General features: G+C 44.3%; 11 protein-coding genes. 7 read left to right on the forward strand and 4 right to left on the reverse strand.

Features of this window, described 5'->3' with window-relative positions; genetic code table 11:
- Positions 1 to 13: 13 nt before the first annotated feature.
- The 4 genes from V5G28_RS07930 to V5G28_RS07945 all read right to left on the reverse strand — a co-directional run bounded on the left by V5G28_RS07930 (position 14) and on the right by V5G28_RS07945 (position 3651).
- The gene (locus V5G28_RS07930) at positions 14 to 208 is read right to left on the reverse strand and encodes a helix-turn-helix domain-containing protein (protein ID WP_332988374.1); all 195 of its coding nucleotides are present in this window, start codon (positions 206 to 208) and stop codon (positions 14 to 16) included.
- A 62-nt stretch (positions 209 to 270) separates the two neighbouring features.
- Positions 271 to 447 (reverse strand): hypothetical protein, encoded by a 177-nt coding sequence (locus tag V5G28_RS07935; protein ID WP_332988377.1) that lies wholly within the window; start codon positions 445 to 447, stop codon positions 271 to 273.
- Positions 448 to 703: 256 nt separating this feature from the next.
- The gene (locus V5G28_RS07940; RefSeq protein ID WP_336230092.1) at positions 704 to 1627 is read right to left on the reverse strand and encodes a cation diffusion facilitator family transporter; all 924 of its coding nucleotides are present in this window, start codon (positions 1625 to 1627) and stop codon (positions 704 to 706) included.
- A gap of 296 nt (positions 1628 to 1923) precedes the next feature.
- A complete protein-coding gene (locus V5G28_RS07945) occupies positions 1924 to 3651 on the reverse strand; it encodes a metallophosphoesterase family protein (protein ID WP_332988381.1) in 1728 nt (575 codons plus the stop codon).
- A 470-nt stretch (positions 3652 to 4121) separates the two neighbouring features.
- Between V5G28_RS07945 and V5G28_RS07950 the strand changes: the two genes are divergently transcribed.
- The 7 genes from V5G28_RS07950 (at position 4122) to V5G28_RS07980 (ending at position 13317) form a co-directional block, all read left to right on the forward strand.
- Entirely contained in the window at positions 4122 to 5483 is a 1362-nt protein-coding gene (locus V5G28_RS07950) for an NAD(P)/FAD-dependent oxidoreductase (RefSeq protein WP_332988383.1), read from the forward strand.
- Between the two features lie 966 nt (positions 5484 to 6449).
- Positions 6450 to 7736: an FAD-binding oxidoreductase gene (locus tag V5G28_RS07955; protein WP_332988385.1), complete on the forward strand. Its 1287-nt coding sequence runs from the start codon at positions 6450 to 6452 to the stop codon at positions 7734 to 7736.
- 55 nt (positions 7737 to 7791) lie between these two features.
- Positions 7792 to 9147 (forward strand): (Fe-S)-binding protein, encoded by a 1356-nt coding sequence (locus V5G28_RS07960; RefSeq protein WP_332988387.1) that lies wholly within the window; start codon positions 7792 to 7794, stop codon positions 9145 to 9147.
- A 2-nt stretch (positions 9148 to 9149) separates the two neighbouring features.
- Positions 9150 to 9278 (forward strand): hypothetical protein, encoded by a 129-nt coding sequence (locus V5G28_RS07965; protein ID WP_332988390.1) that lies wholly within the window; start codon positions 9150 to 9152, stop codon positions 9276 to 9278.
- Between the two features lie 208 nt (positions 9279 to 9486).
- Positions 9487 to 9624 (forward strand): hypothetical protein, encoded by a 138-nt coding sequence (locus V5G28_RS07970; RefSeq protein ID WP_332988392.1) that lies wholly within the window; start codon positions 9487 to 9489, stop codon positions 9622 to 9624.
- 1269 nt (positions 9625 to 10893) lie between these two features.
- On the forward strand, positions 10894 to 11853 hold the full coding sequence (locus tag V5G28_RS36615) for a hypothetical protein (protein ID WP_442994231.1): 960 nt from the start codon (positions 10894 to 10896) through the stop codon (positions 11851 to 11853).
- A gap of 150 nt (positions 11854 to 12003) precedes the next feature.
- The gene (locus V5G28_RS07980) at positions 12004 to 13317 is read left to right on the forward strand and encodes a hypothetical protein (protein WP_332988394.1); all 1314 of its coding nucleotides are present in this window, start codon (positions 12004 to 12006) and stop codon (positions 13315 to 13317) included.
- The last annotated feature ends 98 nt before the right edge of the window (positions 13318 to 13415 follow it).

Below are 13415 nucleotides of genomic sequence, written 5' to 3' on the forward strand. Positions count from 1 at the left end.
TCTTTGCAATAAATTAAGAATAAAACTGCTTGTTTTCTTGAAAATTGAGATTTTGGCTGTACAAATCTCTATGCTTTAGCATCTCCTCAATTTTCTGCATAGCTAATGGTGAAGGTTTGGTGTGTCCGTTCTCCCAACGGTTTATCGTGGGATACGTCACCCCTAAGCCCTTCGGGCACGCTACGCGAACGGGGAAGTCAAAAGTCAAAAGTCAAAAGTCAAAAGTCAAAAGTGAAGACCCCACGGATGAATCCAGGGGCTTGAATAAAGTTACTCCGCATTTTTTCTTCTCCATACCATAATTTGGGGGCTTGTATCCTTTTCTTTTTCGGTCACGCCGAATTTGACAGCAAACTTTTCTTGTGTTAGCCCAGTTCCTAACCGGAGTTCCCGAATTAGTTTACCAATTTGTGGCTGATTTATGACTAGCGGTCTTTCAAGAATCATCTGAAATTGCCCTAGAGCTTACAAGCTGATTAACAAACGATATATCATCTGCTATAGCCTAACTACTCTAGAGGTTGGTTAGTAACCGTAAAAACTAGGAATTCAATGAAAATTTCAGTAAATTTGCTAGTAAATTCTACGATTGCGCTTTTATTTAATACCCGTCAAAAGGGTAATTTTCTGGCTTTAGCGTCTAACTAAAGTCGGGAATAAAGACATCCTCTTTGCCGTAAGAAAGGTTCTAGGCGATCTCACTTCATCCTTGCATTTGCTGATTGCTCGCACGCTCCAACTCCAAATCTTCCCAAGAAACTGGATCTTCTAAAGGTTCCAGGTGAGTTGTAACGTGGGTTAAAGGCAGCACCCTGCTGATAGCAAGCTCAATCGCCTCGCACAAATCATGCCCTTGTTGCACTGTCCAAGATCCAGGCACAAGAACATGGAAGGAAACAAAGCGGCGCGTTCCTGCAATGCGGGTTCGCAACGCATGGAACTGGATGTCCTGACGTTTGTACTCGTTAAGGATGCTTCGGATTGTGTCAATTTCTTCTTTAGGCAAAGCTGCATCCAGTAACGCGCTACTGGTTTCTCGTAGCAAACGAAATCCTGTCCACGTAATATTTGCTGCTACTATCAGTGCGATAATTGGATCAAGCACGAGAGCGCCTGTTACCTTGACGAGGAAGATTCCAACTACCACACCACCCGAAGTGATCACATCAGTAAACAGGTGGTGAGCATCAGCCCTGAGTGTAATGGAACGCAACCGTCGCCCTGCCCGTAGCAAGACAAAGGCAACAACGCCGTTGATAGCTGTTGCAAATAGCGAGAGTGCTAACCCCAATCCAAGCTGTGTTAACGGTTCTGGATGCAACAAGCGTCCCCGAGCTTCAACAGCAATGCTGATGGCGGCTACTACAATCAACGCACCTTCTGCACCACTGGAGAAGTATTCGGCTTTAGAATGCCCAAAGGCGTGTTCGGCATCGGCTGGTTTAGCAGCATAGGTCAATGCCCACACAGCTACCAATGCTGCCACGAGATTTACAATTGACTCAATAGCATCTGAAAGCAAACCTACTGATCCCGTTAGCAGGTAAGCGCCAAACTTTAGGGCAATCGTTACTATTGCCGCTGCAATCGACAGAAAAGCGTAGGAGCGGGCTGTTCGACTACTCATCTCGGTCACGGACGTAACTACAGTGATTCCTAGCTAACAGTACTAAATTCTACTTTAGTCGTCATCAGCCCTGAGACTTCTACTGATTCGCAAAAGAAACTACAGGATATTATTGCCGCGTATGAACTTCTTGCTCGTACTGGTAATGTAGCGATCGCCTTCTCAGTAGCGGAGACGCTCCTTTGTTGGCGCAGCACTTACGGCACTGCTTTCCCTTGCAATCGCCGAGAAGTGATTCAACGGATACGCCCCCGCTATAATCTTTGATTTAGCGGGGGAGGATGTCACATAAGTTACTATCTCAGTTGTAGCAACTGAAACTGATCAAACTTCACCACCTTTGAATTCGCCTGACTTGTATCAAAACGATAACTGCTGACTGTACCCGTACCCGTATCAAAGATGCTGAAAGCCGTAATATCATTACTGGCAATATACGGCATCGGTTTACCATCTTTACCTGGCAAAGGAGCTATTGTTGGTACAACTGGTTCTAATCCATTGGGATCACCTAGTGCAGCATAATCCTTTTTGTCTTTAGGCGGTACTGGTCGTTTATCACCACTCAAGAAAGCACCGTAAGTATTGCCAACATTAGATGTTTCAAGAAAGTGCATTCCCGACGCACTACGAAAGCGGTTCCATAGATGCGAATGCCCGTAGAGTACCATCTGTACATTAGCGGCTTCAAGTAAAGGCACCACATCGCGGATTAGGTAATCTGCTTCTTTAGGGTAGTTATAACGCACTGCCTTAATTTTGCCATTCGCATCACGTTCAATATTCGGCACGGGATCAGTATAAGGAGGGACAATATTGTCGCCTAAAGAATGCGGCGGATAATGGAACATCACCACTTTATACTTTGCTTGTTTGAACTCAGAACTGTTGAGTTCTTGTGCTAACCAGTTATACTGCTTGCTTCCTTTGGCAATTGGCTCAAAAATAACTTGTCCATAACCCCAATTCTCTGGATTTTGTAAATCTTTGTCTCTTTCGCGGTACTTTCCTCTCGCGTATGAATCCATGTTGGGAGTCCGCCACATATTCGCTGCGTACAAAACCACCAAACGCACATCACCAAAACTTACAGCATAGTAAGTTTCTCCACCTTCTTTACTTTGGGGTAATGTGAAAATTTCTTCGTAGGTATCAGTATTATAAGAATTATCTTTCAGCGATTTTTCCCCATACAACTTTAAAGCCACCGCACGCGGGATCGCATCATTAAATTCATCGCCTAAACTTCCAGTCTTGCCAAAGCGTCCCATCACTTCATGATTACCAACGCTGGTAAACATTGGGGCGTGTTGAATGATTTCTCCACCATGAAAATCTTTTTGGGACTTAGCACGACCTTGCAAACAAGGGAAGAAAGCACCGCCCCTATTATCATCAAACCATTCAGAGGCACGGTCTGCAATATTCACTGTATCTCCTGCTAACCACACCGCATCCACTTTCCCAATTTCCACGACCTTTTGCAGATTTGCTGCTATCATGGGTTTCAACTGATGGTCAGAAGTCAGTAGAATTTTCAATGGTGTTCCTGGAGTTGGGGTCGGTGCTAAGGTAAAAGCATTGCTACTCACACTCTCGCCATCTTCTCGGACACTTGTGACGCGATAAGGAACTCGTTTACCAGGAGTTAACCCAACCACTTCCGCCTCATGTCGCCAAATGTCACGCGCGACAGGTTGCTTGTAAACTTGCCCGTTTTGCGTTTGGTTTCCTACTCTTGATTCTTGGTCTTCTCGTGTCCGACTGAGTTTGGTAGTATTGGCTGTGGCTGTTTGCTGGAAATTGTCCCCATAAGCAACACTATGTTTAGAACCAGCAAACTCAGTAAACCACACAACTCGCACTGAAGACGGGCTAGGAAGTTGTAGAAATGGATCTGTGAGCAAGACGGGCGCGGATGCTAGAGTTTTTTGCCCAGAAAAGCAACCATATACTAGGGTAAGGCAGATAACCAGTACAAATAAAGCAGTTAGTATTTTACGACTTGTTAGATATCTCAGCATTGCGAGTCTTCCAGTGCGTCGGTGCATCTCAGTTGTATCTAAAAAAACACAAGGAGCTACAAGATAAAGTCGCACTGTTCCGCATTATAGTTTCAATACTAATCGCGTTTAGATAAGCGATCGCCCTATCCTTAGTCCGTACTGCTTAAACTATCACCCTAGCGCAATAGAAACTGTGTTTTGCCTCTAAGCTGCATAAGTTAGTGTCTGCTTACACTATTAAAAATACACCAAGGTTAACTCATTCATGCTTAACTTCTGTACTTTATCAAGTCACAGCAAATGCAGAAAATGAAACTTATGTCAATACAAAAATTATCAGAAAAAAGTAAGACGAATTACATTTTTCACGTGTTGTTCAATACCTTTACATTTCTAAAGATGTAAAAAATGAGCAGAACTACTTTGACGAAATTGTTTAAAATTTGTTAAGAAGGATGACAAGCGGTCAATAAAAGGAAATAAATCTTATGGTAAACGCAGTAGAAAATAAGCCACCATCACACGTAGTCATTGTTGGTGGTGGATTTGGAGGATTATATGCCGCAAAAGCACTGAGTCGTGCTGATGTCCATGTTACTCTAATTGATAAACGAAATTTTCATCTATTTCAACCGCTTTTATACCAAGTCGCCACTGGCACGATATCTCCGGCTGATATTTCTTCACCACTGCGTTCCGTACTTAGTAAGAGCAAGAATACAAAAGTGCTGCTGGGAGAGGTGAATGATATTGACCCCCAAGCACAAAAAGTCTTCATGGGTGAGGAAGCAATACATTACGATTCTTTAATCCTGGCGACAGGTGCAAAGCATTCTTATTTTGGCAAGGACCAGTGGGAAGATTTTGCCCCTGGTTTAAAAACTGTGGAAGATGCAATAGAAATGCGTCGCCGCATCTTTACAGCGTTTGAAGCAGCGGAAAAGGAAACTGATCCCGAAAAACGTCGTGCTTGGTTAACTTTTGTGATTGTCGGTGGTGGTCCTACCGGTGTGGAATTAGCAGGCGCGATCGCAGAATTGGCTTACCACACCATGAAAGAGGATTTCCGTAATATCGACACTTCCGAAACGCAGGTTTTACTCCTCGAAGGTTTGGATCGGGTATTACCACCGTTTGCACCAGAGTTATCAACACAAGCACAAGCATCGCTGACAAAGTTGGGTGTCACCGTACAACCAAAAACACTGGTGACAAATATAGAAGGTGATGTTGTCACCCTCAAACAAGGTGATGAGGTGAGGCAGATTGCAGCAAAGACAGTATTATGGGCGGCAGGAGTGAAAGCTTCGCCTCTAGGAAAGTTGCTAGCAGAAAGCACAGGGGCTGAGTGCGATCGCGCCGGACGAGTCATTGTTGAACCCGACTTGAGTATCAAAGGACACTCCAACATTTTTGTCGTTGGAGACTTGGCGAATTTTGCCCATCAAAACGGCAAACCCTTACCAGGTGTTGCACCCGTAGCGATGCAGCAAGGACAATACGTTGCTTCACTGATTAAACAACGACTCAAAGGTAAGACATTGCCACAATTCCGTTATGTTGATTCCGGTAGTTTAGCGGTTATTGGACAAAACTCTGCCGTTGTAGACTTAGGTTTCATGAAATTTTCAGGTTTCTTCGCCTGGCTGTTTTGGCTGTTCGTTCACATCTACTTCCTGATTGAGTTTGACAACAAGCTGGTAGTGATGATTCAGTGGGGCTGGAACTATTTCACCCGCAAACGTGGCGCAAGATTGATTACAGGTAAAGAACTACTGCAAAATGTAAAAGCTGAAAACACCAACGGATATTATACGCCAGTAAATAAGACACAGGCGGTTAATGTGTAAATGTAGAGACGCGCCAATGTGTACATGTAGAGACGCGCCATGGCGAGCCAGCGCTGCAGGAGGAGCCAGCACTGCAGGCGGGTCTCCCGCCGTAGGTGACTGGCGTTGGTTTCCCGACAGAGGCGACTGGCGTCGCGTCTCTACAAAATATTAAGGTTACTTATCACAATGACATACGTATCTCATGTATAAAGAGTATTATTTAAACTGAATAGAAATATAAACCCCTAGAAGTCAAAATTGATATTATCGCTTCGTGGTTAATAGTCAATAAAGCTTTTTGAGGAATTAGTCAACCCAATCCCGAATCCCTAGTCCCCTTTACAGTTTTCTTTGTATTGACTCCTTACTCCCTTATTTTGGTTGTTAAACCAGTAAATTATCTTTTGAGGGGGCTTGGGGGAGCTATAAGACCCACGCCCTACCCGTAAGGGAGGCGTGGGATACATGGACTCCCCCAAGTTAATTTTATGGGATTCAATATCCCTAAAATTAACTTTCTGTGTTGGCGACGTTTGCTGCTATTCCCAACAGAAATGATAAAATTAATACACCGTCTAACCAACGGTTGCCTTGACTCAAACGAACACGTCTCCCGCAACGTGGTGAACAGCGCAAACGGCATAAATTGGTCTGAACCTAGACAATTGAAGTTAGGGGGTTCCAGCTAAAAACTTTGGGTGAGATGTACCCAATTCTGTAGTTGGGTAAAAACTTCACAGTACATAGGTGTACTCCAATTCGTATCAATTGATTGGTAGTCAGTACGCACGGGCTGTGCGGAACGGAAACCGCCTGGGCAATCGGTCTGCCGGGGAGTAAGTCATGAGGCTGCTCTAGGTAAGTGGTGAAACACCCTAGAGGTGGAAACAACCAGGAAATCTCAATCGCGAGGTTGGGAAGCCTACACTTACCCGATAGGGGAGTGTAGGAGGATGTCACATGTAGGGAGTATAAAACAAACCGATGAAAGCGATCGCCTCTTGTTTTGCATCTATCATCAATGAAGAAAATTCTGTCTGTCCTTGGGAAAATATACCAGTCAGTCAGCAACAATCTATATTACAGGTAATTGCTTCCCTAACGCCTCCTAGTTGTATCGTCTATCCTCACACCACCGAACAGCTAGCCCAAGTCATGACAGAAGCGCATCGTAACAAGTGGCGCGTTTTACCGTGCGGTAGTGGCAGTAAACTTAACTGGGGTGGGTTAGCCAAAGACGTTGATGTCGTAGTGAGTACAGAACGCCTCAACCAACTGATTGAACACGCCATAGGGGATTTGACGGTTACAGTTGAAGCTGGAATGAAGTTTTCTCGTCTCCAAGCAATGTTGGCAGACTCTGGGCAATTTCTCGCTCTTGACCCCATAACACAAGATACAGCAACTATTGGCGGTATTGTTGCTACCGCTGATACAGGTTCCCTACGGCAACGTTATGGTAGTGTAAGGGATCAACTACTAGGTATGACCTTTGTACGTGCCGATGGACAAATTGCCAAAGCTGGCGGGCGAGTGGTGAAAAATGTTGCCGGATACGACTTGATGAAGTTGTTTACTGGATCTTTTGGCACATTAGGCGTCTTAAGTCAAGTAACTTTTCGCGTTTATCCGTTACCTGAAGCATCCGGTACGGTGGTGCTGACTGGTGACGCAAAGGCTATATCTCAAGCTGCTGATACGCTGCGAGGTTCTGCGTTAACACCAACCCAAGCTGATTTGCTATCAACTCAACTTGTGTCTAACTTAGAATTGGGTAAAGGATTGGGATTGATTGCTCGCTTCCAAAGTATTCCTGAAAGTGTCAAAGAACAGTCAAACCGACTGTTGGAAGTAGGGGCGCAACTTGGTTTGCAAGGGACGATATATTCATCTGTGGATGAAGCTGATTTATGGCGCATATTGCGAGAACAAATGCATTCTTCTCCCAATGATGCAATTACCTGCAAAATAGGAGTGTTACCTACTTCTGCTGTTGAGGTTTTGACTCAAGCCGATCTGGGTTGGATTCACATCGCTAGCGGTTTGGGGGTGTTGCGTTTTGAGGGTGATAAGGTTGATAAGGTGTTGGAGATACGAAATCTTTGTCAAAGTCATGGCGGATTCGTGACTATTTTGTCAGCACCAGTGAAGGTTAAGCAATTGGATGTCTGGGGCTACACTGGTAATGCTGTGCAGTTAATGCGTCGGATAAAAGAACAGTTTGATAAGGAATATATTTTAAGTCCTGGTCGTTTTGTGGGTGGGATTTAGGAAATTAACCGCCAAGACGCCAAGGACGCCAAGAGAGGGGAGAAGAAGAAATAATATGCAAGTTTCGGAAAATTCTGAGAGTAAGAAGGCTAGTTTGAGTAATGTGACTGGGTTTGATGCGAATCATCCGCCTGAACCGAAGTTGATTGATACTTGTGTTCATTGTGGGTTTTGTCTTTCGACTTGTCCCAGTTACAGGGTTCTTGGCAAGGAGATGGATTCTCCACGAGGGCGCATCTATCTAATGGATGCGATTAATGAGGGTGAGATTCCGCTGAATAAGGCAACTGCACAACATTTTGATTCTTGTTTGGGGTGTCTTGCTTGTGTGACGACTTGTCCTTCTGGTGTGCAGTATGACAAGTTGATTTCTGCAACTCGTCATCAAGTTGAACGCAATTATCCTCGCAGTTTGCCGGATACGCTATTTCGCAAACTCATATTTTCTTTTTTTCCCTATCCCAATCGTTTGAAGGTTTTGCTGGTTCCATTGTTTGTTTATCAAAAGTTGGGTTTCCAGAAAGTCGTGCGTGGGACTGGGTTGCTTAAGAAAATATCTCCGCGCTTGGCAGCAATGGAATCTATTCTGCCGAAAATCACTTTAAAATCTTTTAAGGATAATTTGCCAGATGTGATTCCGGCACAGGGTGAAAAACGCTACCGAGTAGGAGTGATTTTGGGATGCGTGCAACGGTTGTTTTTCTCTTCAATCAATGAAGCGACTGTGCGGGTTTTAACGGCAAATGGCTGTGAGGTTGTGATTCCTAAAACTCAAGGATGTTGTGCGGCGCTTCCTGAACACCAAGGACAAACCCAACAAGCCAAAGCTTTGGCAAGGCAGATGATTGATAGTTTTGCAAATACTGATGTCGATTTTGTGATTATCAATGCTGCTGGTTGCGGTCATACGTTAAAAGAGTATGGTCACATTTTAGAAGATGACCCCCAATATCGGGAAAAAGCTAAAGAATTCGCCGCGAAAGTTAGAGATGTGCAAGAGTTTTTGGCGACTGTTGGTTTAACAATAAAATTGTCACCTCTTGCTGATAAACCCTTGACTTTGGTCTATCAAGATGCTTGTCATTTGTTGCATGGACAAAAAATTAGTGTGCAACCGCGTCAGGTATTGCAGCAAATTCCTGGGGTGAAGTTGCGTGAACCTATCGATGCAGCTATTTGTTGTGGCAGTGCGGGGGTTTACAATATGCTGCAACCAGAGGTGGCTGAGGAATTGGGTAGGCAAAAAGTGCAGAATTTGCTGAATACTGGGGCGCAGTTAATTGCTTCTCCTAATCCGGGTTGTACTTTGCAGATTAGTAAGCATTTGCAGTTGCAAGATCAGGAAATTTCTATCATGCACCCAATGGAGTTGTTGGATTATTCAATTCGAGGTGAGAAGTTGGAATTGTAGATATGAGATTGGAACCACAGATAAACACAGATGATTTATCTGTGTTCATCTGTGTAGCCTACGGCACGGCTTACGCCTACATCTGTGGTTTCATTTATCAGATATCTACTGCAAAAGCTTTATTGTCCTGAAACAGGATTTCGCAAAGTACAGGGTGGCTTTGACATAAGTGCCGGATGTTAAACCAAAAGCGTATGTCTCAATCCAATTTTTGAACTGCGTCGCTAGTGGGCAGCTGGCGCTTTCTCCCATAGTGGGTAAGGTTTGGCAAACTCCTTGAGCTGTTGTGTTAAGTCAATCTGTGGCAAATGTTTTTCCACAAGGACGAAGGTTTCCTCAATGAGCGTTCAGCTTTACTGGTGCGCTTGGCGCGATGGCACCGAGTGCCCGCCTGCGGCGATCGCAACTCTCGTGTTCCACTCACACCATCTGACTGGAAAAGTTTTTCCAATCGTGGGAAAAATTGAGGTGGGATGATGGTCATTTGCTTGATGAAATAGCGTGTCCACTTGAAGCTGGGATAGTAAATTCCGTTGAGACCAAAGAAAAGATTGATAAGCTGACGAATACTGTAACAATGATTCTCATACAGCAGCGGAATTTCATTAACTTGCTTTGGCTATCGTGTTTTTTATACTTATACTTTTCATATATTAACCCAAGCTGCTAATTAGCGCAGAAAGTAGATCCTTGGCTTTGGGGCGATTCTGTTCCACTACACCGCAAACATTAGTACTTTTCAAAAAATTCTGCATTGCTGGCTGAATATTAAGTTGATAGAAAAAACTATTCAACTCATTGAGGAACTTCAAAAAAGCGATCGCTGGTTGTAGCGCACTGCCCTTGGGGCAATCACTGCTAATTTATCATTTGATAAAGATAACTTTAAATTTGTAGGGTGCGTTAGTACTACTTAGTAGCCCTCAGTAAGGTGGCTTGTTTGACTACTTCAAATTTACTTTATAAACTAGCTAGAATTATTAATTGTATATAAATTATATAAACAAAAAATAATATCACAAAACTGATTCAACTTATGTACCCTGATTTTAAATTTTTATAGCTAGAAAAAAATCTTACAAGAATAAGCAAACAACAGTACTTTGGTGGTTGACTTTTCTACCAAGCGGTTGCACAATATAACATCTCTAGCCCTTTTAAAATTCTTATCAACGGTGCATCAATTTCGGTATAAATTATTTTGTTTGTGTTCCTACTCGATGACATCACAGAAAATTGGGGGAGAGGGTGCCTTCAATAGTTAACACCCATGTGCAACTATTAGCTAATAAACATTTAACAACATCAACGCCTGAAATGACCTGGCTAGAGGTATGACTTCGTCAAAGGCAGTACCTTTCACATATCTTTATGTATGAAGGATAGTATCTCTATGGCTCCAGTAGTAGTACCTATCACCACTTATTCTTGGGATTTAAGTAGCTACGAAACAAGAATGTACGCACTAGGTAAACATTGCCTAAAGCACTTTCCATGAAACAAAAGTAAGTTATTACCTTTTAAATAAGTTAAAACTTTGATTCAAGCAGTGTAACATTGCCTACACTTTGCTTAAAAATAGGCAGGCATTGTTGCTTGCTGAAACGCCCCTTTGATCAAAGTTTTGATCAAGCACGTACATTGATGTTCTGCTAGTACAGAAACCACTTCATTTCTGACTCGTCACATATGAGTGTTTATTAACTTCCCTAAGAACATCCGTTGCTACCCACTCGCCAATATTTTATGAGTATCGTTGTTCGTTTGCTTGGCGCATTCGCTGTTTCGCTGTCTACATATGCTGCTATGCCTTCTTTTGTAATAGCACAGGAGACTCCAACTGTTCCCCAGCCGGAAACGACGCAGAAGCCTACAACTGTTCCTCCGCCCGGAACAAGGCAACAAACTCCAACTGTTCCTCCGCCCGGAACAAGGCAACAAACTCCAACTGTTCCTCCGCCCGGAACAACGCAAAAGACTCCAACTGTTCCCCCGCCCGGAACAACGCAACAAACTCCAACTGTTCCTCCACCCGGAACAACGCAAAAGACTCCAACTGTTCCCCCGCCCGGAACAACGCAAAAGACTCCAACTGTTCCCCCGCCCGGAACAACGCAACAAACTCCAACTGTTCCTCCACCCGGAACAAGGCAACAAACTCCAACTGTTCCTCCACCCGGAACAACACAGAAGATATGCTCTTTTGATGCAGTAGAGAGTTTGCTACCTCCACCGACAGGTGAGCAAAGCGCTTCTGGGTTTTCCTATCTGGCACAACAAGGTTTTACACAGAAGCCAGACGGTTCCTGGGTCTGTTACGTGAGAGATAACCAGAAACAGGGGCTTTACTATACCCTTTTTAAAGTTCAACAAATCGATGGAAAGCTTATAGCCAGTTCCTTCTTGAATAACGGCACTTTGATTGAAGGGCAAGAAACTCGCACGTTGGATTTGTTCATGACACTCATTGAAAATCATACGAAGACCAATCAGGGGAATCGTCAGAGTATACGCAGGTATCTAGAATCTTTCATTGCTTTAGTTAAGCAAGGGAAGATACCGTCTTCTGGTCGTGGGTATCTCTTCGACCAACCAAGCCGAGGGTTCATCTTGTACAACGCTGTTACAGGAGGAGACCTCAAGGGCACAGCAATCACGATTAACATCAACTCACCTCAAAATTTAGGTTCCTCCCCAGCCTTTTAAGCTGGATCGCTTTTGGGCAGGGTGTAGAAAAATTCAAAATTCAAAATTCAAAATTGAAAGTTCAAAAAATAATTTTCAATCTTGAATTTGAAATTGGTTTGTCTCCTACACTCCTATGCCCTTACACCTTGTTTACTGGAGGTAAATCCCTTGAAGTCAGTTATTAAAAGAACCGCAATTGCACTACCATCCATTGTAGCACTCATCACAGCGTGCCAGTCTGCTTCTGCTCAGCTAAGCATTGGACGCTATGGTATTCAACCGGGACTAGAGCAAAACTATCTCCAGTATCAGATATCAGGGCGAGATTTAAGCCAAATGCGAGGCATTCCTGCATGTAGTGTAGGATTTGGTGCGGCTTGTAACAAGCCTGGAGCAGTCTTCCAGAAAATAGTTGAGTCGAATGGTGGACCAACCTACGAGCAGTTGTTGATACGAGCAGCTGGTGGGGAGGAAAACTACAGGAATTTCGCTTCCTTCTACGGAGACAATCCCAATCTTTCTCAGGTGCCGTACGCCTCATTTTGGCGGCAAGACGACCCTAATATCGTGGACGGGTACCGATATCTTCTTGGACAGACAGTCAATCGGACTCCTCAAGAAGGTTTAGGGCAAGTTACCAAAAACTTCTACTGGGCACCTGAAACAGGTGGCAACTCGCTTGATCCTCGTCGTGGCTTGCTGGATTTGAAATACTCTTATGGGCGTCTGTTGCTTGAAGAGGTGGGAAAAATTCCCGATGCTCAGCAGCAGATTCAAGCTCTGGGTTTAGAGCCGCAGCAAACCAAGTTTTACTTAGACAAACTTTCTACATCGAAGCGTGCGTTGAATGGGAATGAACAGTCTCTCAAAGACACCATTCTCCAAGACCTCTCAGTGCCATATCCACCAGATGGTAGTGAGTTCGGACGCCCAAATCTTGGTATTCCTCCAGCCGATTCGCTCGTTGGAGAAACTCTTCCTGGCGATGCGTTTGTTGGGACAACTCCAGTCTCGTTGGAGCCTGAAGCAATCAGCCTTGATATTCCCTCTAGCCTTGCAGAAGTTGATTTTCCTGGTAACTTTGCAGAAGGTGCCGTGTTGCAACAAGGCTCAGGAAGCTCTTTTCCAAGCTGGCTGATTGGCGGCGGTGGTCTTGCTTTACTCCTACTTCTTCTTTCTGTTGGTGGTGGAGATAGTTCTTCAGGTCGGGGATCAGGTACAGTAACAGGGGGTATGCCTGTTACTGCTCCGCCTCCCTCTGGTGGATCTGTTCCTCCTGTAGGCAGTGGTGGTTCTCCTGGTGGAAATCAAATCATTGAAGTCCCGCCTGCTCCTCCTGTGAGTTCTCCACCTGGACAGGAAGTCAAGAAGGTACCTGAGCCAACAACAGTATCAGCCTTTGTGTTGCTAATCCTTCTGTTGTGGTTGCTTGGTTATGGACACCGACGCACCCAGATAGATAAATTTGATGGAGTTTGCTGAACCAAAAATGATACTTCGGTCAATGCCCTATGGGCAGGGTGTAAGGGTATAAGGGTATAAGGGTGTAGGGATCCCCATCAATAAATTGAGGCGGCTCA

The sequence above is a fragment of the Scytonema sp. PRP1 genome (assembly GCF_036697665.2).
Lineage (GTDB): Bacteria > Cyanobacteriota > Cyanobacteriia > Cyanobacteriales > Nostocaceae > Kalymmatonema > Kalymmatonema gypsitolerans.

Bases quoted from the DNA above. Each gene is read 5' to 3' on its own strand.
- V5G28_RS07935 (WP_332988377.1), bottom strand. From the start codon at position 447: ATGATTCTTGAAAGACCGCTAGTCATAAATCAGCCACAAATTGGTAAA.
- V5G28_RS07940 (WP_336230092.1), bottom strand. From the start codon at position 1,627: ATGAGTAGTCGAACAGCCCGCTCCTACGCTTTTCTGTCGATTGCAGCG.
- V5G28_RS07945 (WP_332988381.1), bottom strand. From the start codon at position 3,651: ATGCTGAGATATCTAACAAGTCGTAAAATACTAACTGCTTTATTTGTA.
- V5G28_RS07950 (WP_332988383.1), top strand. From the start codon at position 4,122: ATGGTAAACGCAGTAGAAAATAAGCCACCATCACACGTAGTCATTGTT.
- V5G28_RS07955 (WP_332988385.1), top strand. From the start codon at position 6,450: ATGAAAGCGATCGCCTCTTGTTTTGCATCTATCATCAATGAAGAAAAT.
- V5G28_RS07960 (WP_332988387.1), top strand. From the start codon at position 7,792: ATGCAAGTTTCGGAAAATTCTGAGAGTAAGAAGGCTAGTTTGAGTAAT.
- V5G28_RS07965 (WP_332988390.1), top strand. From the start codon at position 9,150: ATGAGATTGGAACCACAGATAAACACAGATGATTTATCTGTGTTCATC.
- V5G28_RS07970 (WP_332988392.1), top strand. From the start codon at position 9,487: ATGAGCGTTCAGCTTTACTGGTGCGCTTGGCGCGATGGCACCGAGTGC.
- V5G28_RS36615 (WP_442994231.1), top strand. From the start codon at position 10,894: ATGAGTATCGTTGTTCGTTTGCTTGGCGCATTCGCTGTTTCGCTGTCT.